Source organism: Gordonia sp. ABSL11-1 (genome assembly GCF_030315685.1).
In the GTDB taxonomy this organism is placed as follows: domain Bacteria; phylum Actinomycetota; class Actinomycetes; order Mycobacteriales; family Mycobacteriaceae; genus Gordonia.
In genome coordinates, this window is record NZ_JASXSI010000005.1 from 121,814 (window position 1) to 142,423 (window position 20,610).

The 20,610-nt window shown below is 67.6% G+C and carries 16 protein-coding genes and 3 pseudogenes; 9 read left to right on the forward strand and 10 right to left on the reverse strand.

All coding sequences use genetic code 11. The features are described 5' to 3' along the window. Window positions 1-76: 76 nt before the first annotated feature. Window positions 77-784: pseudogene (locus QSJ19_RS07670) on the reverse strand (hypothetical protein); the annotation flags it as partial. A 334-nt stretch (window positions 785-1,118) separates the two neighbouring features. Between QSJ19_RS07670 and QSJ19_RS07675 the strand changes: the two are divergent. Continuing rightward, window positions 1,119-2,027, forward strand: a complete 909-nt coding sequence (locus QSJ19_RS07675; RefSeq protein WP_286319477.1) for an SGNH/GDSL hydrolase family protein — start codon at window positions 1,119-1,121, stop codon at window positions 2,025-2,027. Between the two features lie 46 nt (window positions 2,028-2,073). Here QSJ19_RS07675 and QSJ19_RS07680 read toward each other — a convergent pair whose 3' ends face one another. The 3 genes and pseudogenes from QSJ19_RS07680 to QSJ19_RS07690 all read right to left on the reverse strand — a co-directional run bounded on the left by QSJ19_RS07680 (window position 2,074) and on the right by QSJ19_RS07690 (window position 5,657). Next, entirely contained in the window at window positions 2,074-3,345 is a 1,272-nt protein-coding gene (locus QSJ19_RS07680; protein WP_286319478.1) for an acyltransferase, read from the reverse strand. 312 nt (window positions 3,346-3,657) lie between these two features. Beyond that, entirely contained in the window at window positions 3,658-4,968 is a 1,311-nt protein-coding gene (locus QSJ19_RS07685; RefSeq protein ID WP_286319479.1) for an MFS transporter, read from the reverse strand. 91 nt (window positions 4,969-5,059) lie between these two features. Then, a pseudogene (locus QSJ19_RS07690) lies at window positions 5,060-5,657 on the reverse strand (TIGR03086 family metal-binding protein). Window positions 5,658-5,745: 88 nt separating this feature from the next. Between QSJ19_RS07690 and QSJ19_RS07695 the strand changes: the two are divergent. Further along, window positions 5,746-6,684, forward strand: a complete 939-nt coding sequence (locus QSJ19_RS07695; protein WP_286319480.1) for a helix-turn-helix transcriptional regulator — start codon at window positions 5,746-5,748, stop codon at window positions 6,682-6,684. Window positions 6,685-6,868: 184 nt separating this feature from the next. Next, window positions 6,869-9,163: a thiamine pyrophosphate-binding protein gene (locus QSJ19_RS07700; RefSeq protein ID WP_286319481.1), complete on the forward strand. Its 2,295-nt coding sequence runs from the start codon at window positions 6,869-6,871 to the stop codon at window positions 9,161-9,163. A gap of 6 nt (window positions 9,164-9,169) precedes the next feature. Here QSJ19_RS07700 and QSJ19_RS07705 read toward each other — a convergent pair. Beyond that, window positions 9,170-9,366: pseudogene (locus QSJ19_RS07705) on the reverse strand (hotdog domain-containing protein); the annotation flags it as partial. Between the two features lie 52 nt (window positions 9,367-9,418). Between QSJ19_RS07705 and QSJ19_RS07710 the strand changes: the two are divergent. The 3 genes from QSJ19_RS07710 (at window position 9,419) to QSJ19_RS07720 (ending at window position 11,820) form a co-directional block, all read left to right on the forward strand. Further along, a complete protein-coding gene (locus tag QSJ19_RS07710) occupies window positions 9,419-9,847 on the forward strand; it encodes a MaoC/PaaZ C-terminal domain-containing protein (protein WP_286319482.1) in 429 nt (142 codons plus the stop codon). A gap of 106 nt (window positions 9,848-9,953) precedes the next feature. Beyond that, on the forward strand, window positions 9,954-11,051 hold the full coding sequence (locus QSJ19_RS07715) for an enoyl-CoA hydratase/isomerase family protein (RefSeq protein ID WP_286319483.1): 1,098 nt from the start codon (window positions 9,954-9,956) through the stop codon (window positions 11,049-11,051). Beyond that, on the forward strand, window positions 11,044-11,820 hold the full coding sequence (locus QSJ19_RS07720; RefSeq protein WP_286319484.1) for an enoyl-CoA hydratase: 777 nt from the start codon (window positions 11,044-11,046) through the stop codon (window positions 11,818-11,820). Before QSJ19_RS07715 ends, QSJ19_RS07720 begins: the two co-directional genes overlap by 8 nt. A gap of 40 nt (window positions 11,821-11,860) precedes the next feature. On the opposite strand, the gene QSJ19_RS07725 is transcribed toward QSJ19_RS07720, so the two are convergent. The 4 genes from QSJ19_RS07725 to QSJ19_RS07740 all read right to left on the reverse strand — a co-directional run bounded on the left by QSJ19_RS07725 (window position 11,861) and on the right by QSJ19_RS07740 (window position 15,550). Continuing rightward, window positions 11,861-12,829, reverse strand: a complete 969-nt coding sequence (locus tag QSJ19_RS07725) for a vWA domain-containing protein (protein ID WP_502876119.1) — start codon at window positions 12,827-12,829, stop codon at window positions 11,861-11,863. Between the two features lie 24 nt (window positions 12,830-12,853). After that, window positions 12,854-13,810: an AAA family ATPase gene (locus QSJ19_RS07730; protein WP_286319485.1), complete on the reverse strand. Its 957-nt coding sequence runs from the start codon at window positions 13,808-13,810 to the stop codon at window positions 12,854-12,856. Next, entirely contained in the window at window positions 13,807-14,661 is an 855-nt protein-coding gene (locus QSJ19_RS07735; protein WP_286319486.1) for a mycofactocin-coupled SDR family oxidoreductase, read from the reverse strand. Before QSJ19_RS07735 ends, QSJ19_RS07730 begins: the two co-directional genes overlap by 4 nt. A 61-nt stretch (window positions 14,662-14,722) precedes the next feature. Continuing rightward, window positions 14,723-15,550: a mycofactocin-coupled SDR family oxidoreductase gene (locus QSJ19_RS07740; RefSeq protein WP_286319487.1), complete on the reverse strand. Its 828-nt coding sequence runs from the start codon at window positions 15,548-15,550 to the stop codon at window positions 14,723-14,725. Window positions 15,551-15,672: 122 nt separating this feature from the next. On the opposite strand from QSJ19_RS07740, the gene QSJ19_RS07745 reads away from it, so the two are divergent. After that, window positions 15,673-16,314, forward strand: a complete 642-nt coding sequence (locus tag QSJ19_RS07745) for an acyl-CoA-like ligand-binding transcription factor (protein ID WP_286319488.1) — start codon at window positions 15,673-15,675, stop codon at window positions 16,312-16,314. 121 nt (window positions 16,315-16,435) lie between these two features. Continuing rightward, window positions 16,436-17,461 carry an alpha/beta hydrolase gene (locus tag QSJ19_RS07750; RefSeq protein ID WP_286319667.1) on the forward strand — a complete coding sequence of 342 codons (1,026 nt, stop codon included), beginning with the start codon at window positions 16,436-16,438 and terminating at the stop codon, window positions 17,459-17,461. Window positions 17,462-17,540: 79 nt separating this feature from the next. Here QSJ19_RS07750 and kstR read toward each other — a convergent pair whose 3' ends face one another. Beyond that, window positions 17,541-18,203: a cholesterol catabolism transcriptional regulator KstR gene (kstR, locus tag QSJ19_RS07755; RefSeq protein WP_286319489.1), complete on the reverse strand. Its 663-nt coding sequence runs from the start codon at window positions 18,201-18,203 to the stop codon at window positions 17,541-17,543. A gap of 120 nt (window positions 18,204-18,323) precedes the next feature. On the opposite strand from kstR, the gene QSJ19_RS07760 reads away from it, so the two are divergent. Further along, on the forward strand, window positions 18,324-20,522 hold the full coding sequence (locus tag QSJ19_RS07760; protein WP_286319490.1) for an acyl-CoA dehydrogenase family protein: 2,199 nt from the start codon (window positions 18,324-18,326) through the stop codon (window positions 20,520-20,522). The last annotated feature ends 88 nt before the right edge of the window (window positions 20,523-20,610 follow it).

A 20,610-nucleotide genomic window follows, 5' to 3' on the forward strand; every position in this document is an offset into this window, starting at 1 on the left:
CCGCGATGCCCGTCACGCCGACGATCCGAACCCGTCCTGCACTCATCCCCGTCCTGCACTCATCCCCGTCCTGCACTCATCCCATGTGCGAGTCCTGGACTGCGGGAGGGGTGTACACCGTCGGGCTCGACTCCAGTGCGTAGAAGCCACCGTCGGCACAGGTCGTCCAGAGTTGATTGCCGCGCCACTCCGGCGGAGATTAGCACCAGTCGGTGGGCAGGTCGCCGCCGACGACCATTCCCGAGCGCGGGCCGATCGTGTCGGCGAGCGAGACCTTGCCGTTCAGGACGGCCATCCCGAAGCTGAGGAACTCGACCGCAGGCGCGCCGGAGATCGACACCAGCACGTGCGGGGAATTCGGTAGGCCGGAGACGGTCGCGTTCTTCTGCGCGGATGGGTTGACCGCGGGTGGGTTGACGTAGCCGACCCCCTTGATCTTCTTGGTGTTGCGGATGTCGACGACGCGGATGTCCGTCGACTCCCATGAACACGCGAGGGGATGTCGGATCCGTCGGACGATCGACGGCACAGTAGTGCGGGTTGCTGCTGAACACGCCGCCGCCCATCGACGACCGCAGGTGGTGTCGAGGTTGCTGGGCAGGTTGATCTCGAGTTTGATCTGTGCGACATGGCGCGGCTTGTTCACCGAGGTCACATCGGAGAACTTGACACCGCCCGAACCCAGCTCGTCGATGGTCACGATGTGCGGACGTCCGCCGTAGGTCACCGGTATCGTGTGCTGATTGACCTGACCGTCGAACCAGCGGCAGGCCGCGACGTGCGGCCCTTCTCACGCAGTGTGTCGGACGCGCAGTCGGCCCGCGAACGTTGCGGCGAGGGTCGACGCCGATCACCGCCACGGCAATCGTGAGACGGAATCGTCGGCGGGCCCGCAGACGAGGTCGAGCGCGCATTATCTGATCGCCAGGCATCCCCCGACTCGCCCCATGCGCAGGACCCACATGTGTGGTCGCCGACCCTGGCCACTCGGCGGGCCGGGCTCGCCGGCTTCGCGGATACACGTTCGGTCAGAGGAACGCCGGTGCAGCGAGAGGTGTGGCGATCGCAACGTGTGCCCGGGCGCCGATCGGTGGCCGGGATGTGTGAGACTTCGTGGCATGCGTCGAGCGTTGCTCTCCCGAATCGCGACCGTAGTCGCCTCCGGTGCCGCGGTCGCGGCAGTGGTGATCCCCGGGACCGCGGCCACCGAGATGGCCAGCCCGCCTGCGCAGGCACACGGCAGCCCCAAGTCGGGCATTTCCGCCATGGCGGGCAAAAAGTATGTGGCACTGGGGAGTTCCTACGCCGCAGGTCCCGATGCCGCGTCGGTGGAGAACCTGCCGTGTCTGCGTACGTCCGACAACTACCCGCACCAGGTCGCAAGGGCCGCAGGTCTTCGTCTGACCGATGCCTCGTGCTCGAGCGCGACCACCGCCAACGTGCTGAGCAAACCCCAACCGCCTAGTGGTCGGGTACCACAGATCGCTGCCGTCACCCCTGACACCGACCTCGTGACGATCACGGTCGGCGGCAACGACATCGACTACATCGGTCGTCTGACGGCGATCAGTTGCGCCAATTCGCTGACTGCCGCAACGCACTCCACGCGGCGGTGTGTGAAGAAGCACGTCGTGCGGTCCGAACCCGATGCCGACGACTTCGGGCGCGTGCAGAAGTCGCTCACCGAGCTGATCATCGCCGTACACGTCCGAGCGCCACGGGCCCGCGTCCTCCTCGTCGACTATCCGCCGGTCCTGGAACCGGGTCGCCCCCTGTGCGCCAAACTCCCGCTGACCGCGCCGCAGGCCGCGCAGACCGCGCGCGTTTTCGAGGGACTGGCCGCCGCGACCGCTCGTGCCGCTGAACGTGGGGGAGCGCGCCTCGTGCGGGCATCCGAGGCCGGCGCGGCACACACGGTGTGCTCGACCGATCCCTGGTTGAACGGATTCGAGTTGCCGATCCCGTATCACCCGACGGCGTCGGGCAAGGCGGGTGTGGCCCGCCTGGTGCTCACCGCTCTGCGCTGAGAGCACCGCTCTGCGCTGAGAGCTTCCGCGGATCCCGACGCCGGGATCAGATGATCTCCTCGGCGTGGAGTCGGTCGTTCCGATGCGTCCACTGCCTGGCGAACACGATGCCGGCGGACACCATCAGCAGGGCACCCGCCGCGGTGAGCAGATCGCCTGCCGGGACACCCATACCGTCGCGGACGATGATGCCGATCGCGACCGCCGCCATCCCGGTCAGCAAGGAACGCACCGGAGTCTGTGATCGCCAGTCGATGGTGCTGCGGCCCGTCGTGATGAGGCTGATCGGGCTGCGCCGGAGCACCTCGACGACGAACACCGTGAGCGCGACGGTGGCCACGAAGGAGATGACGATCAACAGTCCGGGCGAGGAGTCGAGGTGTTCGTGGATGGTGGGTTCCAGTTCGGCGAGAGCCCAGGCGTGCGCGAGGTAGATCCCGAAGGAGCGGTCGGCCGCCGTCCGCATCACGGTGTCGGTGACCGAGCCGGGTCGTCGGCGGTCCTGCCACATCGTGCCCAGCGAGTACAACATCAGGATGATCGCGATGTAGGCGAAGGAGTTGTGTGCCATGAAGACATTGGTGGCGCGGACGATCGGTTCCCCGCTGTCGACGTCGTGCAGGTAGTACAGTAGGGTGCCGGTGACGACGGCGCCGCCGAGGGCGAGAAACGCCCATCGCCACCGGATCATGAAGGCCTGGAATGCCGCATAGTGCATGGCGGCGACGCCGCCCGCCAGGATGAAGAACTGGTACGGCAGGATGGTGACTACCAGGTGCCGCATCAGCACCTCCTGCGGACCGTGGGTCAGAAATGGCATGGGTGGGTGAACCATGATGTACAGCAACGTCATTTGTACCGCCAAGCTGACCGCCAGCAGGTATCGGTGGGCGCCCCATGTCCGGCGCAGCAGCCACAGCATGGCCGGGAACACCGCGTAGATCTGCATGCTCACCGACAGGAAATACAGGTGATACCAGGCATTCCCGGTGATGAGGTCGTACGCGATGCTCTTGGCTGCGAGCTCGACGTCGGCCGCCGAATCGACGAGGTCGTGTAGGCCGCCGAAACCGCCACCCTCGTACCGGCCGTAGACCCAGTAGAACAGGCTCCAGACGAGGAAGGGGAGTCCGATCAGTTTGTACCGACGTCGCCAGAACTGCACCGGCCGGAGCTCGCGATGACGATACTGATAGGTCAGCACGAAACCGGTCAGCGCGAAGAAGGAATACCTGGTGTAGCGCAGGAAGATTCCCACACCTCCGGCCGCCACGTTGGCCGGTGTCGCGATGCCGAGGATCACGTGATCGAGAATCACCCCGGCAAACGTGACCAACCGGACGAAGTCGATCTGATGGAGATGTTTGTCGCGTGGTCGGGATGGTGCGATGGGCTGCGCTGTCGCGCTGGCGCTTTCGTCTGTTTCGACGGACTTCGGAGGATGTGCGGGTACCGGTTCTGCGACGATGACTGCCCCTCCTCCGTTCGGCCACCGGGCATTTCGGCACGCGGTGTCGGATGCCCGGGGAGACAGTACTCCCCGAATCTGTGAGGTGGCGGTGGGGTTGCGCGGTGGTTGGATGTCAGGTCCGATGCCGGGGGTCCGATTCGCCCGAAAAGCGAAGAGGGATCAGGCGGTCGGGTTGTCGGCGGTGGTCTCGCGCATCCTCGGCGGGGTCGTCGAGCGCCGCCGCCAGACCAGTACACCCAGTGCCGCGGCGAGGAAACAGGCCGCGGCGCCGACGCCCAGACCCACACGGGCGTTCGTCGCCTCGCAGATGGCACCGATGATCGGTCCTCCGATCGGCGTGGATCCCATGAAGGCCACCGACCACAAGGACATGACACGCCCGCGCATCCGCGGGTCGGAGTTGAGTTGCAGTGTCGCGTTGCCGGTCGACATGAAGGACACGCTCAGCCAGCCCACGAAGAACAGGGCGATGATCGCGACCGGGAGGGACGGGGCGATCGCGGTGATGGCGATGGTGACGCCGAAGCCGGCGGCGGCGATGGTGAGGGGACGCAGGCCGGTTGTCCCGCGGGCGGCGACCAGAAGCCCTCCGACCACCGCGCCGACCCCCATTGCCGACGTCATGAAACCGAGTGCCTGGGGCCCGCCGTCGAACACGTCGCGCGCCGCCGCCGGAAGGGACACCTGGAACTCGTAGGCGAGTGTGCCCACCAGGGCCATCATCACCAGCGGTATCCACAGCGTCGGCAGCCCGGCGACGTAGCGAAGACCCTCGCGGAGCTGGCCTCTGGCCCGCGCTATCGGCTCCTCGTGTTCGATGGATGCCGTGTTCATCACGATGAGTGAGACGACGACCGCGACGAAGCTCGCGGCGTTGATGGCGAAGCACCAGCCGGCGCCGACGGCGGCGAGCAGGACGCCGGCCACCCCCGGCCCGATCGCGCGAGCGGCGTTGACCATCACCGAGTTCAGGGTCACGGCGTTTCGGATCAGCGATTCGCCGACGATCTGATGGATGAACGCCTGGCGGGCCGGATTCTCGAACGCGTTGTTGAGGCCCAAGAGGAGGGCGAGACCGGCGACCTGCCAGATCTGCACCCATCCTCCCACCGTGAGGACCGCGAGAACGGCGGCGAGCACACCCATCACCGACTGCAGGATGATCATGAGTCGTCGGCGGTCGACCCGGTCGGCGATCACGCCCGCATACGGTCCGAGCAGGAGTACCGGCACGGCCTGCAGTGCGACGATGAGGCCCAGGACCGAGGCCGATCCGCTGAGCGTGAGCACCAACCACGCCTGGGCGGTGGCCTGCATCCAGGTGCCGACGAGTGACAGCGCCTGACCGAAGAAGTAGAGCCGATAGTTCGGATTCGAGAGTGATGCGAACGCACCCGTGGGGGGCGACGCGGCTTCTTCGGGTGCCCGGGTACCCGACTCGCACATCTCGGGCATCCGGTCTTCTGTCATCGACATCCATCGTATGCCGCTGGTTCAGTGGCGGTTCCACCACCCGTTATGCGCAGGTTGGGCCGAAATCCGGCGAGCGTGGCGCCTCACCTCAGGCCTCGACGGCGACCCACCGGCTCGCGTCCCGCCCGGTCCAGTTCGCGAGCCGCTCGGTCGGACCGCGGTTCGACGACGGGCCCGAACGGGACTTCGTCGTCGGCCCGGATCTCGGCGGGGATGAACTGCTGGGCGATGCCGAGGACCGGTTCGGCGACTGCCGGGTCGGTCTCTGCGGGCTGACCGGTGGCGACGGCGAGGTCCCATCCGTGCACGAGCGTCTCGCTGACATACCCCCAGAGGGCGGCTGCGCCGGGCACCTCGCCCCACGGGACCGTGACCGGCGTCGTGAGCGTGGCGTCGTCGGACCACAGTCCGACGGCGGTGGCGACCGTGGCCGCGTAGGTGTTCCCATCGTGCCCATCGTGCCCATCGGCGAGACGGGGCAGGGCCAGGGCGTCGGCGCCCTCGGCCAGCGCGACCGCGCGGTTGGCGGTGGCGATCAGGTGTGCGCCCAGGGTGCGGACGTCGAACTCCTCGCACGGTGTCGGTGCCGTCCACTGCTCGTCGGTCACCCCGTTCAGCAGTTCGGTCACCCATGCGGTCGCGGCCGCGTAGGCCGGGCGGGGGTCGGCGATCTGTGTGTTCGTCATGATCATTCCTCTCGTTCTGGGCTGGTGGGACCAGTCAATCGCGGAAACATGACATCTTCTGTCATGTTTTTGCGAGAGGATGAGAATCATGCGAGCCGAACGTCTGATCGCGGTCCTGATGCTGTTGAAGAAGCATGACCGACTCACAGCGACCGCCATCGCCGCCGAGCTCGGGGTCTCGGAGCGGACGGTACTGCGCGACATCGACGCACTGTCGCTGTCCGGTGTTCCGGTGTACGCCGAACGCGGTCGGCACGGCGGGTTCGCGCTGCTGCCGGGCTACCGGACCGATCTGACCGGGCTGACCGTCGACGAGGCGACGTCCTTGCTGGCTGGTACCGGGCGCCTTGACTCACCGGCGTTCGCGAGTGCGATGCGCAAGGTGACAGCCGCGCTCCCGGACGCCCATCGCGATCGCGCGGTCGGTGCCGCGGCGCGGGTCCTGGTGCGTCCGGAGGGCTTCGTCCGCGAACCCGACCGGCTCGAGGCGCTCGAGCCCGTGCAGCGCGCGGTGTTCGACGGCCGGCGCCTGCGAGTGCGCTATCGGCGCCGTGGAGATGATGTCGGCCGCGAACGCACGATCGATCCGATCGGCCTCATCGTCGCGGGCGACACCTGGTACCTCGTCGCGACGGTCGACGGTGACGAACGCATGTATCGCGTCTCGCGGATGACGGACGTCGAGGTCCTCGAGGAGGATGCGCGACGGCCCGCCGTCGTCGACCTCGAGACGATCTGGGAGCGACGTCGGCAGGAGTTCCGGTCGTCGTTCGAGTTCGTCGATGTGGTGATCGACTGTCGCGCAAGTGACGTCGACGGCCTCGTCGGTTTCGCGGACGTCCTCTCGCAGACCGAAGAGGACGATGATCGGGTGCGTCTGCGGCTCCGTTTCGCCGACCGCAGTCACGCGATACGGGTGCTGTGGACGGGATGCTTCGACCGAACATTCACCATCATCGAGCCGGCGTGGGTGCGCGAGACGATCCGCGACCGCCTGGTCGCCGTGCTCGACGGATTCGGCGCGTGAACGGTTGTGCGTCATCGCTGCCACCAGTGACCTCGTCGACCGTGTCCAGTTCTTCGCCGATCGTGTCCAGTTTTGCGCCGACCGTGTCCAGACGACCGTCCGCGTCCGGCCCCGACACCGCACGCGGGCACGCTCGGCGCGAAACCGTGCCCGGCCGGCGCCGTGGACTTGCGAGAATGGCCCCATGAACTCCCAGCCGGATACGTTGCGCATCATCGAGGAGCGCGTGCTGTGGCTCTCGACGGCGATCATCCACCACGCGAACCGGGTCCGCCCGAACACGTCGGGGTTGAAGGTGGGTGGTCATCAGGCCTCGTGTGCGTCGATGGTGTCGATCATGACATCGCTGTGGTTCGAGCATCTTCGAGCCGGTGATCGTGTGTCGGTGAAACCGCACGCGTCGCCGGTGCTGCACGCCATCAATTATCTGCTGGGCGAACTCGACGAGCGATACCTGACGACCCTGCGCGACTACGGCGGCCTGCAGTCGTATCCGAGCCGCACCAAGGATCCCGATCCGGTCGACTACTCCACCGGGTCGGTCGGCATCGGTGCGACCGCGCCGATCTGGGGTGCCATCGCCCGGCGCTACGTCGACGCGAAGTTCCGGTCCACCGGCGCCGGCCGACAGTACTCCCTGGTGGGCGACGCCGAGCTGGACGAGGGTGCGGTGTGGGAGGCCATCCTGGATCCGACGGTGCGCGATCTCGGTGAGATCGTGTGGATCGTCGACCTGAACAGGCAGTCGCTGGACCGGGTCGTCCCGCAGATTGCGGCCGGCCGGTTGGAGAGCATGTTCGGCGCCGCCGGATGGCAGGTGCTCACCGTCAAGTTCGGTGCCCTGCTCGAGGATCTGTTCACCCGTGCCGGGGGAGAGGCGCTGCGGGAACGCATCTCGAGCATGCCGAACCCGGAGTACCAGCGTCTCTTGCGTTGTGGTGCAGACGAATTGCGCACACGACTGCCGGGCGACGGCCCCGGGGCCGACGAGATCGCCGGCCTGATCGCGGAACTCGACGACGCCACGCTGACCCGCGCGATCCGCAACCTCGGTGGTCACGATCAGGAGGCGTTGCGACAGGCGTTCGCCCAGATCGACGACGACCGGCCGACCGTGATCATCGCCTACACGATCAAGGGTCACGGCCTGCCGACGGAGGGGCATCCACAGAATCACTCCTCGCTGCTGACGGTCGAGCAGTTCGATGCCCTCGCCGACGAGATGGGCACTGACGCCGAGCACCCGTGGGCACGGTTCGCCGACGACACCGCCGCGGGGAGACTGTGCACCGCGACGGCGCAGCGGCTCACCCGTGCGGCGGTCGAAATGCACACTCCGCCCCCAGTTCCCGACGACCTCGGCCGAACTCCGTCGGGCACGTCGACCACGCAGGCGGCACTCGGTCGCGCACTGCTCGCGCTCACCCGGGACGCTCCGGCGGCGGCCGAACGCATCGTCACGATCAGTCCGGATGTCAGTTCCACCACGAACCTCGCCGGGTGGCTGAACAAGGTGGAGGTGTGGTCGTCGACCGAACGGCGCAACTGGTTCGACGACGACTCCGAGACGATCATGCACTGGCGCGAGAAGCCGACCGGCCAACACATGGAGCTCGGTATCGCGGAGACCAATCTCGTCGGTCTGATGGGTGAGCTCGGCGCGACGTGGAGTCGGTGGGGCGAGCCGTTGTTCCCGATCGGCGTGATGTACGACCCGTTCGTGGAACGCGCGTTGGAGCCGTGGTCCTACGGCATCTATGCCGGAGGTCAGTCGATCCTGGTCGGCACGCCGTCGGGTGTGACGCTGGCCGCCGAGGGCGGGGCGCATCAGTCGATCACCACCCCGTCGATCGGACTCGAGCAACCCGGTTGTGTCGGTTACGAACCCGCGTTCGTGCTCGACACCGAGTGGACAATGCTGGCGGCCATGCGTCGCCTCGGCCGCGAGGACGGTGGATCGGCGTATCTGCGGTTGTCGACCAGGCCGGTGGACCAGAACCTCGCGCGCGTACCCGACGATCCCGCGGCCCGGGAACGCCGACGACGACAGGTGATCGCCGGTGCGTATGCCCTGCGGCGGACCGACTCTCCTGTCGTCACCCTGGTCGGGATGGGCGCTCTGATGACGGAGACGATCGAGGCCGCGGATCGCCTGGCGGAGCAGGGAATCCCGTCCGACGTGATCTGTGTGACCAGCGCGGGGCTGTTGTTCGAGGCGATCCAGGCCCGTCGCGGACTCGACGACGCACCGTCGTGGATCCTCGACCAGGTCTTCCCGACCGACCGGGCGACCCCCATGGTGACCGTGCTCGACGGCCATCCACACACACTCTCGTTCCTGACCGGAATCCACGGCGTTCGCGGTGCGGCGCTCGGTGTCAGCCGCTTCGGGCAGGCCGGTTCTCTCGCCGACGTCTACCGTCACCACGGGATCGACACCGACAGCATCGTGCGCGCCGCCCTCGACCTGACCGACTGACGCGGGTCAGCGGACGCCGGTGGCGATCGTCCTGCTGTCTCCGCGGACTCCGCCACCACCTCGTCGCCGACGCTCACCGTCACGTCGTAGATCCCGCTGCGGCCGAAGCGTCGGAGCTCGACGGCTTCCGCGACGAGCACGTCGCCCTCGCGCGCCGGCAGCAGGAACCGGATGTCGGCGCGGGCGGCCACCGCGGCGTCGTCGGCGAGCATCTTCCGTGCGATCCGGTGCTCGCCGAGTTCGTCGACCGTGAGGGTGTCAGCTGCCATCGAGAACCGACACCTCCTCACGGGTGAACAGGGTGGCGCCGCCGGTCGCGAAGTTGGGGACGTCGGCGGCGGCCGCGGTCATCCGCAGAGCCTCCATGTCGATGCCGCGGCGGCGAGCGGTGCGTTCGGCGGATTGATCGCCAGCGGCATCCACTCGCTGGCGATCTTCCAGCGGCTCGCGGTCCAGGGAGCCTTCGCCGACTGGCAGGTGATCGCGGGCCGACGGCTCGTCGACGTCGAGTTCCGCCGACCCGTGCGGCCGGAGGACGCCCTCACCGGGTCGATGACCATCGACGACATCGTCGTCGACGATCGCGGCCGCGCGCTGGTCATCGCAGCCGCCGCGCTGGTGGATCAGGACGAGCGCACGGTGCTGACCACCGTCATCGAGGTCCTCGTCCGGGCTCGGCCCTGATCGTGCGTCCAGGGGTGACGGGACAACCCCTGTACTCCTTTACTAGGATATGCAACTATCGGTGAGGTAATCGGACAATCGTGCGAGGTTGCGAGGAGACCAGGTCATGACGGTCGAACCATCTGTGCTGTCTACGGTCGATGCCGGGGTCGCGACCCTGACGCTCAACCGTCCCAAGTCGATCAACGCGCTCGACCATCCGATGGTCACCGCTATGGACGAACTGCTGCGTGGCTGGGCTGCCGAGGCTGACGTGAACGCCGTCGTGCTCGTCGGTGCCGGTGAGCGCGGTCTGTGTGCGGGTGGCGACATCGTCGCGATCCACCGCGACGCTTCCGCCCTGAGCGGGTCGAACGCCGGCGATGACGAGGCGGCCGCGTGCGCGTCCGCCCTGTTCTGGGCCGACGAGTATCACCTGAACGCCGACATCGCGCGGTACCCGAAGCCGTACATCGCCATCATGGACGGCATCGTCATGGGTGGTGGCGTCGGCATCTCCGCGCACGCCAACACCCGCGTGGTCACCGACCGCACGCGTCTCGCGATGCCCGAGGTCGGAATCGGCTTCGCGCCCGACGTCGGTGGCACCCATCTGCTCGCCCGGGTCCCGGACAATCTGGGTGTGTACGCCGGTCTCACCGCGACGCACCTGTCGGGCGCCGACGCGGTCGCCCTCGGCCTGGCCGATCACTTCGTCCCCGCCGAGGATCTCGACGCATTTCTGCGGGCCGTCGGCGAGACGGGACCGGCCGACGCCCTGGCGAAGTACGCGCAGGAGCCGCCGGAGTCCGCGGTCGATGGCCGGCGCGACTGGATTCGGGATGCGTTCGCCGCCGATACTGTGGCCGACATCATCGAGCGTTGCCGTGCGGTCGGCACCGAGGACGCCGACAAGACCGCCGCCTCGATCGCGGCGAAGAGTCCGACCGCCCTGGCAGTCACACTGCGCTCGCTGCGTGACGAGAAGCCCACCCTGGCCGAGACGCTCAAGCGCGAGTACCGCGTGTCGCTGCGCAGCCTGCTGCATCCGGACATGGCCGAGGGGATCCGTGCCCAGGTCATCGACAAGGATCGCACCCCGTCCTGGCGCCACGCCGAACACCGCGATGTCCCGGCGGCCGAGGTCGACGCTTACTTCGCACCGCTCCCGGATGATCTGGAGCTGACCATCAACGCTGCACCACAGGAGGATTCGAGTGTCTGATCACGAGACGATCATCGTCGAGCGCGACGGGCGGGTCGGTGTCATCACACTGGACCGGCCGAAGGCGCTCAACGCGCTGAACACCACTGTGATGACCGAGGTCGTCGGTGCCGCAACCGAGTTCGACAAGGACCCCGGGATCGGCGCGATCGTCATCACCGGATCGGAACGTGCGTTCGCCGCCGGTGCCGACATCAAGGAGATGTCGTCCAAGACCTACAGCGATGTCATCGGTGAGCAGTTCTTCGGTGCCTGGGACGATCTCTCGCGGCTGCGCACACCGATCGTCGCCGCCGTCACCGGCTATGCGCTCGGCGGCGGCTGCGAACTGGCGATGATCTGTGACATCCTGATCGCCGGCGACAACGCCGTCTTCGGTCAGCCCGAGATCAACCTCGGTGTGATCCCGGGAATCGGTGGTTCGCAACGGCTCACGCGTGCCGTCGGCAAGCCCAAGGCGATGGACATGATCCTCACCGGCCGGAACATGAGGGTCGACGAGGCCGACCGACTGGGTCTCGTGTCGCGGGTGGTGCCCGCCGAGGACTGTCTCGCGACGGCCAAGGAGGTCGCCGCGACGATCGCGTCGAAATCCTTCATCGCGGCGTCACTGGCCAAGGACGCGGTCAACCGTTCCTTCGAGTCCGGTCTGGCCGAGGGGATTCGCGCCGAGCGCGCGCTGTTCTACTCGACCTTCGCCACCGACGACCAGACCGAGGGAATGGCTGCGTTCGTCGAGAAGCGGGACCCTGCTTTCACGCATCGCTGAGGGTTGGATGCGCTCCTCAGCGACCGCGTTGACCCCACTCTCACCCCGTGAAGATCCGACGCAACGCCGGTGCGACGTCGTGATCGGTCCGGATCGGGATGATTCGGCCATGCCCGACCCGGGCGAGATCACGTCCGAGGTCGGTGTCGTGCTCACCGGACACATCGAGCAGGACGTCGAGACGGGGTAGGGTCGCGGCGACGATCCGTGGATCGGGTCCGGCGTTGTGGACACAGTCGCTGAGCAGCAGGACGCGCGCATCAGCGGAAGATGTCCCGCGCAGCTGATCGGCCGCCACCGACAGGGCGAACGACACATTGGTCAACCCCTGCGAGGGCAGTGTAAGCAGTTGATCGACAACGCGATCGGGCTCGATCGTCTCTCCGAGCGGGGCGATCAGTGCAGCGGCGGACCAGAAGGCCACGACGCCCACGGCGTCTCGACTCAGCTCGCCGACCAGCGCGCCCACCGTCGCCGCTGCGGTGCGGACCTGTTCTCCGCGTGCCGATCCCGAGATGTCGACGACGAGCATGATCGACCGACGGCGGCGAACCCGCTGCCGGACCAGGATGTCGTCGTCGGTGGGCAGCGGATTCGCGGCGATCGCCTCGAGCGTCGCGTCGAGGTCGATCTCGTCGGAGTCGCCACGCCACCGCCTGGTCACCAGTGTTCCGGTCGCACCCCGTGGCGCGCGGCGCGTGTGCAGGACCTGCGCGAGTGCCAGTTTTCGGGCGATTCGGCGGGCACGCTGCCGAGCGACGTCGTCGACGACGACGAGAGCGTCTGTCTCCGAGTCCAGTTCACCGTCCTCGGCGGTGACCGACGGCGCGCCGTGCCCGCCGGGAGGCGAGATCCGGCCGGACTTCCCGGGCCGATGATCCGCGACCACGAAACCGCCGCCTGACGACGACGCGACGAGCAGGTCGGGCTTCTCCTCGAGGGTCTTGGGTCGTCGGCGCAGGGGTTTCAGGGGCCGCGAAGTTCGATCCCGTGTGGAGGGCCGAGTCAGCGGCGAGTCCGCCTCGACAGCTCTTCAACCCGGCTCGGCGGCGGCCGGATGCAGCAGGAAGTGATCCTGCCAGATCTCGGTGAGGATGCCCTCAGCGGTGGTGAAGGCGGTGTCGTCGAGGTGGATTCGCCCGGAGAGCGTCACCAGCATGGCGTCGAGGAATGCGGTCGTGTACTCCGTCCTCAGATCACACGGCGGGGCGACGTCCGGTGCCGTCGGAATCATGACATCGCGCATCGCGCACAGTTGCGTGACCACCAGCGCCAGGTCGATCGCACCCCGTACGCTGCTGCCCTGGCGGACGTCGTCGCGGTCGCGTGTGGCGCGGGTGACGGTGACGGCGTCGGCGACGACCCGCGCGCCGACCGGAGCGGCTCTGCGCGAGACGATCTCGCTTTCGGCCTCCGCATCCTGATAGTCGACGACGAGACGGCACATCCGATCGTGGACCGAGGTCGACAGGCGGGTGGTCCCCACGTTGTCGTACGGGTTCATCGAGGCGACGACCCGGAATGTCGGGTGCGCGGTCACCGCGCCCACACGGGGGACGGTGACGACCCGCTCGGCCATCGCCGTCAGCAGCGTGTCGATGGTGTCCTCCGGCGCGCGGTTGAACTCCTCGACATAGAGGAACCCGCCGCCGCGCATCGCCTCGAGCAGTGGTCCGTCGACGAAGTTGGCGGCGCTGTAGTCCTCACGCAGCACCCGAGACGGATTATGGTGGCCGACAAGCCGGCTCGGCGTCAGGTCGGCATTGCCCTCCACCAGGACAAGGGGGATGCCCCACTCCGCGGTGATCGCCCGCAGCAGCGTGCTCTTCGAGGTGCCGGGCGGTCCCTCGAGGATGAGGTCGCGCCCGGCGGCGACGGCGGCGAGTACGAGGTCGAGTTCACGGTGACGGCCGACGACCTGCGCGGCGATCCGATTCCGGATCGCGGCGAGGTCGTCGACACCGTGACGCGCCGAAGCGTTGACGGTCACGTCACCGGTTCCTGGTTGACGCCGGTCAGCAGCATGTGACCGGCGTCGACCGGGATGGTCACACCGGTCACCGTCGCGGCGAGGTCCGAGTTCAGATACAACGCGGTGTTGGCGATGACCTCGGGCGGCATGAAAGAGGTGCCCTTGAGCGCGTGGAAGCTGTAGCCGCCGGCGATCAGATCATCGTGCGTGCCGCCCTCGTGTCCGGCGAACATGTCCCACGCGCCCTGCTGATTGGTCATCGGCGTGAGGATCGCACCCGGATTGATGGAATTGCAGCGTATTCCGTGGGGGGCGAGCTCCAGTGCGATGTTCTTCATCAGCCCGATGACCCCGTGTTTGGTGGCCACATAGTGCGCATAGTTCATGCCCGGCTCGAGGCCGTTGACCGACGAGGTGATGACAATCGACCCGGTCTGACGTTCGATCATGTGAGGTGCCACGGCTTTCGCCGACTTCCAGACGCCGGTCAGATTGACATCCATCATGTCCTGCCACATGTCGCCGGTCATCTCCCAGAACGGTGCGCGGGTCCAGATGCCCGCGTTCGCGATGAGGATGTCGATCTTGCCGAACTCGGCGATACTTCCGGCGACGACCTCGTCGAGCTGACCCTGATCCCGGACGTCGGCGTCGAACGACAGTGCGCGCCGGTCGAGTTGCTCGACCTGCCGGACGGTCTCGGCCATGTCGTCGGCGGTGGCGAGGGGGTAGTCCGCCGAATCGATCTGTGTGGTGATGTCGAGGAGGATGACGTCGGCGCCCTCACGCGCCGACGTCACGGCATGTGCGCGACCCTGTCCGCGGGCGCCGCCGGTGATGAGTACTGTCTTGCCGTCCAAGAGGCCCACTGTGACTCCTTTGTCGTTGTGGAAGAGAGTGTTTCGTCGTGGAGTGGTGACCGGGCGTGGATCAGAGGCGTCCGCCGGCGTCGACCACGTGGGTCGTTCCGGTGACGTACCGGCCGTCGTCGGACACCAGATAGAGGACTGCGTTGGAGATGTCGATCGGCTCGACCATCGCGACCGGCAAGGTGTTCATCTCTCGTGCGGCCTGCTCGTAGTCGGCGCGGGATGGGTGCTCGAGATCGGGCCGGAAGACCTGATAGGTGGCGTCGTTGAGCACCATGTCGGTCGCGACGGTCGTGGGATGCACTGTGTTCACCCGGATTCCCTGCGGGCCCAGCTCTTTCGCCAGCGTGCGCATCAGGCCGACGAGTCCGTGCTTGGCGGCGGAGTAGTGCGCGATGCCCTCGTAGGCGATGACAGCGGCCAAAGAACTGGTCAAGACGACCGACCCGCCGCGGCCACCGGAGACGATGTGGGGAACCGCAGCCCGGACGGTCTTCCACACGCCCGTGAGATTGATGCCGATCATCGTGTCCCACATCTCCTCGGACATCTCGATCGTCGGCGACATGGTGTTGATGCCGGCATTCGCCAGGACGATGTCGAGGCGGCCCAGTTCGGCGACACCGTCGTCGGCCGCCTTCTGCAGGCCGGTGAGATCGCGCACGTCGACCTCGGAGGCGATGATCCGCCGATCGAGCGCCTCGACCTCCTTGACGGTCTGGTCCAGGTCGCCCGGACGCGCGGTGTCATAGGGGACCGTCGCGATCTGCTCACTGACATCGACCGCAATGATGTCGGCGCCCTCCTGCGCGAGGCGGATCGCGTGACTGCGTCCTTGGCCTCGTGCTGCTCCGGTGATGAAGGCGACTTCGCCGTCCAGCTTGCCCATGTGACCTCTCCCTTTCGCTCTGACGTGTGAGCCACGTCTCGCCCGAAGGATATGTCACTCGGTGTCACAACGCCAGGGTGTCACGCCCGGATTTCCGGCCGCGCGGGTGAGACGATGATCAGATGGCTGAGCAGCGCGTGCCGACCGGAGCGGGGCTCGACGTTCACGCGGAGGTCGACCGGGGCGGCCGGCCCGCGAGTACCAGTGCGCATGCGCTCGCCGCCGCCGCACAGCGACTCTTTCTCCGGGACGGCTTCGATCAGACCACCGTCGAGGACATCGCGGCAGCGGTCGGGGTGAGTCGTCGCACGTTCTTCCGGTACTTCGCGACCAAGGCCGATGTCGTCTGGGTGGAGTCCGACGCCGAACTGGCCCAGTTCCGCGAGATGATCGAGGCGGCGCCAGAGTCCGCGGATCTTGTCGACGTCGTCGAAGAGGCCTTCATCGCGGCCATCGATCACCGTGGCGCCGAGCTCGAGTGGGCACGCCAGCGCGCTCAACTGATCCTGCACACTCCGGCCGTCCAGGCCCATGCCAACGCCGTCTACCGGCAATGGCGCTCGGTCGTCGCGGACTTCGTCGCGCTGCGGACGGGCGGGCGAGCGGCCGACGAGTACCCGGTGGCCGTCGCGTATGCGGTTCTCGCCGCGTCGTCGGCGGGCCACGAGCGCTGGCTGGCCACGCCCGATGCGGATCTGGCCGATTGTCTCCGCGTGATGTTCGGGTTGATGGTGCCACGCACACCCCACGTCACAAACGCCTAACAAGGCCGTTCTCGACTTGGGGCGTCTCGCCTCCGGCAGATACGATCTGAGACAGTTGTGACAATTGTTACTGAAGGGAATAGCGGTGGGCGCACGTTCGGGTCGGGGACGGTTGGCGTGGATGGGCGCCGGAGTGGCAGCGGCGGTCGCGCTGACCATCGGGGCCGCAGCGGCGCAGGCGGCGCCCACGCCGGACCCGAACGTGTCTCGGATCGACACGATCATTCATGACAACAAGCAGCAGGTCACGGCAATCGTGTACTCGGCGGCGATGCGGAAGATGATCCCGATCACGGTGCTGCGCCCGCGCGATGCGAGCAAGCCGCGGCCCACGTTCTACCTTCTCAACGGCGCGGGCGGTGGTGAGGACTCGGCGACCTGGGCGGCCAAGACCGACTACGTGAAGTTCTTCGCCGACAAGAACGTCAACGTGGTCACGCCGATCGGCGGGGCCTTCTCGTACTACACCGACTGGCAGCGCGACGATCCGGTCCTCGGTCGCAACAAGTGGCAGACGTTCCTCACGAAGGAACTGCCGCCGCTCATCGACAAGGAGTTCGACACGACCAAGGTCAACGCGGTCGCGGGGATCTCCATGGCCGGGACGTCCGTGCTGAATCTGGCGATCGCCGCTCCGCACCTCTACAAGTCGGTCGCCGCCTACAGCGGATGCGCGCGGACCAGTGATCCGGTGGGTCAGGCCTACATTCGGATGGTCGTGGCCGACCGCGGGCAGGGCAACCTCGACAACATGTGGGGACCGGTCGGCGGTGCCGGCTGGCGACAGAACGATCCGTTCGTCAACGCCGCCAAACTGCGCTCGACGAAGGTCTACATGACCACCGGAACCGGGTTGCCGGGTCCGTACGATCGGCCGGAAGCCCGTCTGATCCAAGGCAATCCGCTGACGCTGGCCAATCAGGTCGTGCTCGGCGGGATCATCGAGGCCGCGGTGAACCAGTGCACTCAGCAGATGGCGCAGCGGATGCGGAGCCTGCGGGTGCCGATGACGATGCTGTCGCGGCCCAACGGCACGCACTCGTGGGAGTACTGGGAGTCCGACCTGCGTCGGACGTGGCCGAAGATCGCGGCTGATCTCACGCCGAAGGCCCCCGCGAAGAAGGTCGCGCCGGTTGCCGGTCGCTGAGTGCGCAACTGGACCCGATCGGCGAGATTCTGGGCACGGTCGGCGCGAAATCGGACACGGTCGGCGCCGTTGACTCCGACTACAAGCGGTCTTTGAGCAGCAGCCGGACGGTGAGTTCGAGGCGGTTGGTGACGTCGGTGGCCGAGGCGCGTCGGGTCAGCCACTGCACCAGATTCGACATCCACACGTCGGCGAGGACGCGGGCGATCGCGAGATCCTCCTCGGTGGGCTCACCCTCGTCGACCATCGCTCCGGCGAGCAGTCGGTCGATGATCCCGGCGACCTGATCGACCTCGGCCGTCGCGGAGGCGTCGGCGAACATGAACGCGCGGGTCATGGCCTCGGTGAGAAGCGGATCGCGCTGCATCGCATAGGTGATCATGTCGAGGACGTGCCGCAGACGTTCGACGGCGTTGTCGCCGCGCAGTTGTGAGCGGTCGACCCGTGATTCGACCCGTCCGAGTTCGCGGGCGAGCGAGGTGACCAACAGGTGGACCTTCGAGGGGAAGTACCGGTAGAGCGTGCCGACCGCGACGTCGGCCTTGTCGGCGACGGTCCTCATCTGGACGGCGTCGTAACCGCCCTTGGACGCCAACGCGAGTGTGGCGTCGAGGATGCGACGGCGGCGTTCACGCTGGGCCGCCGAGCCGGTCTCGGTTCCCACGGACGTCGACGTGCCGGTGGACGGGGCGGTGGTCGCCGCCGAGTCGACAGACGCGTTGGCCGGTGCAGAACGTGCCATGTGTTCGCAGACATCCTCACGTGATCGGTCGTGACGGGGTGCCTACCGGTCGGCAACCACCCATGGCATATTAGAACAGGTTCTATTTGCCCGTCACAACCTGACATACAGAGGAATCACGTGACAATCGCCACGTCTACCGAGCAGATCGCCGTCTGCGACGCGATCTCCACCTGGGCGCAGGGCGTCCACACGACCGGGTTGGTGCGCGCCGACATCGACAAACCGACCGACCAGTGGTCCGGTCTCCTGCCGCAGCTCGCCGAGTTCGGTGTCTTCGCCGGCGCCCTGCCGGAGGAGCACGGCGGCTTCGGTGCCACGTTCACCGATGTCGCCGCGATGGTCGAGCAATGCGGCGTCAGTCTCGTGCCGGGTCCGATCGGCCCGATGGTCGCGGCCGCCATCGGCCTGTCCCGCAGCACCGACGACGGCGCCGCGGACCTGCTGGCACGGGTGGTCGCGGGCGAGGTGGCGGTGGCGGTGCCGGCCCGCGCATACGGGGGCGACGACACACTCGAGCTCGTCGACGGAGGCATCGACCTCGGGCTCGTCCCCGCTGCCGTCGACGACGGCGCGCTCATGATGCCGATGACCGTGCCCGACCGCGCAGGCGTGTGGTGGATCGTTCCGCCGGGTGTCGGTACCCGCGACGTCGCGCCGCACGCTCCCGTCAGCGGCACCGAATCGGTGTCGAAGGTCCGGTTGTCGGGCCTCGTCGCCGACGATCTCATTGCGCTCGGTGCGGGTGGTCCCGGCGATACGGCCCTGGTGGCGGGCGTGCTGTCGGCGATGTCGGCGGCGTATCAGAGCGGCGTCGCGCGCTGGTCGCTCGACACGGCCGTCGACTACGCGAAGGTGCGTACGCAGTTCGGCTCGCCCATCGGGTCGTTCCAGGCCATCAAACACATCTGCGCGGACATGCTCTGTCGCAGTGAGGAACTCACCGCGGCCACGTGGGATCTCGCGCGCGCGGTCGATGAGATGCTCTCCGGCGCAGCCGACGAGGACGCCATCGCGCAGCTGACCCTCAGCCGGTATGCGGCCGACGTGGTCGTCGCCGACGCCGCCGTCGCCAACGCGAAGGACTGCGTGCAGATCCTCGGAGGCATCGGCTTCACGTTCGAGCACGACGCACATCTGTACCTGCGGTCGGCGACGACGGCCCGGTCGGCGCTCGCTCGGGCGACGCGCTCACGACGGGCTCTCGGGCAGTTGGGCCTCGACGGCGCCCGACGCGACTTCGAGATCGACCTGTCGTCGGTCGAGGATCGGCGGGCCGAGATCCGGGAGGAGGTGGCGCGTATCGCGGCGACCGAGCCCGACCGGCGACGGCAGGTCCTCGCCGAGTCCGGCTACCTGATGCCGCACTGGCCGCGCCCGTACGGGCTGGCCGCGGAACCGGCACTGCAACTGCTGATCGACACCGAGTTCGACCGCGCGGACGTGGCCCGACCCGACCTGGTGATCGGTGCCTGGGCGATCCCGACGATCCTCGAACACGGCACCGACGCCCAGCGGGAACGGTTCGTCGGGCCCACGCTTGCCGGTGATCTCGTGTGGTGCCAGCTGTTCAGTGAGCCCGAGGCGGGGTCGGATCTGGCAGCCCTGCGCACCCGGGCCATCCGCGTCGACGGGGGCTGGTCGTTGACCGGTCAGAAGATCTGGACGTCGCAGGCCCACAACGCGACCTGGGGTGTGTGCCTGGCCCGCACCGACGCGGACGCGCCGAAGCACAAGGGCATCACCTACTTCCTGATCGACATGGCCGCCGCGGGCATCGACATCCGCCCGCTGCGCGAACTCACCGGCCGGGCCAACTTCAACGAGGTCTTCCTCGACGACGTATTCGTCCCCGACGATTGCGTGGTCGGGGAGATCAACGGCGGCTGGAGACTCGCCCGCACCACCCTCGCCAACGAACGTGTCGCGATGGGCGGCTCGGGGCTCGGCAAGGAGATGGACGCCGTGCTCACCCAGATCTCCGACTCGGGCCGAGACCTCGAGCCGGGAGAACTGGCGGCGCTCGGCGGCCTGGTCGCCGAGGCGCACGTCGGTCGTGTCCTGGACGCACGTGCGGTCACCCAACGGCTGGCCGGCCACGATCCGGGCGCGCTGTCGAGCGTGCGCAAGCTCATCGGGGTCCGGCATCGCCAGGCGGTCCCGGAGTTCGCTCTCGACCTTCTGGGTTCCGACGGCGTGGCCGCCGGCGACGCCTCCGAGGCGTTCCTGCAGAACCGGTGCCTGTCCATCGCGGGTGGAACCACGCAGATCCTGCGCACCGCCGCGGCCGAACGCATTCTCGGTTTGCCGCGCGGCTGACTGTCCGCGACACCCCGAGAATGCCTCGAATCGGCAGTTGAGGACCCATACCGACCCCTGAGGTCGTGGCGTCTGATACAACTAGAAC

Excerpts from the sequence above, each read along its gene's own strand:
- QSJ19_RS07675 (WP_286319477.1), top strand. The coding sequence starts at position 1,119 with ATGCGTCGAGCGTTGCTCTCCCGAATCGCGACCGTAGTCGCCTCCGGT.
- QSJ19_RS07685 (WP_286319479.1), bottom strand. The coding sequence starts at position 4,968 with ATGACAGAAGACCGGATGCCCGAGATGTGCGAGTCGGGTACCCGGGCA.
- QSJ19_RS07695 (WP_286319480.1), top strand. The coding sequence starts at position 5,746 with ATGCGAGCCGAACGTCTGATCGCGGTCCTGATGCTGTTGAAGAAGCAT.
- QSJ19_RS07700 (WP_286319481.1), top strand. The coding sequence starts at position 6,869 with ATGAACTCCCAGCCGGATACGTTGCGCATCATCGAGGAGCGCGTGCTG.
- QSJ19_RS07715 (WP_286319483.1), top strand. The coding sequence starts at position 9,954 with ATGACGGTCGAACCATCTGTGCTGTCTACGGTCGATGCCGGGGTCGCG.
- QSJ19_RS07740 (WP_286319487.1), bottom strand. The coding sequence starts at position 15,550 with ATGGGCAAGCTGGACGGCGAAGTCGCCTTCATCACCGGAGCAGCACGA.
- QSJ19_RS07745 (WP_286319488.1), top strand. The coding sequence starts at position 15,673 with ATGGCTGAGCAGCGCGTGCCGACCGGAGCGGGGCTCGACGTTCACGCG.
- QSJ19_RS07750 (WP_286319667.1), top strand. The coding sequence starts at position 16,436 with ATGGGCGCCGGAGTGGCAGCGGCGGTCGCGCTGACCATCGGGGCCGCA.
- kstR (WP_286319489.1), bottom strand. The coding sequence starts at position 18,203 with ATGGCACGTTCTGCACCGGCCAACGCGTCTGTCGACTCGGCGGCGACC.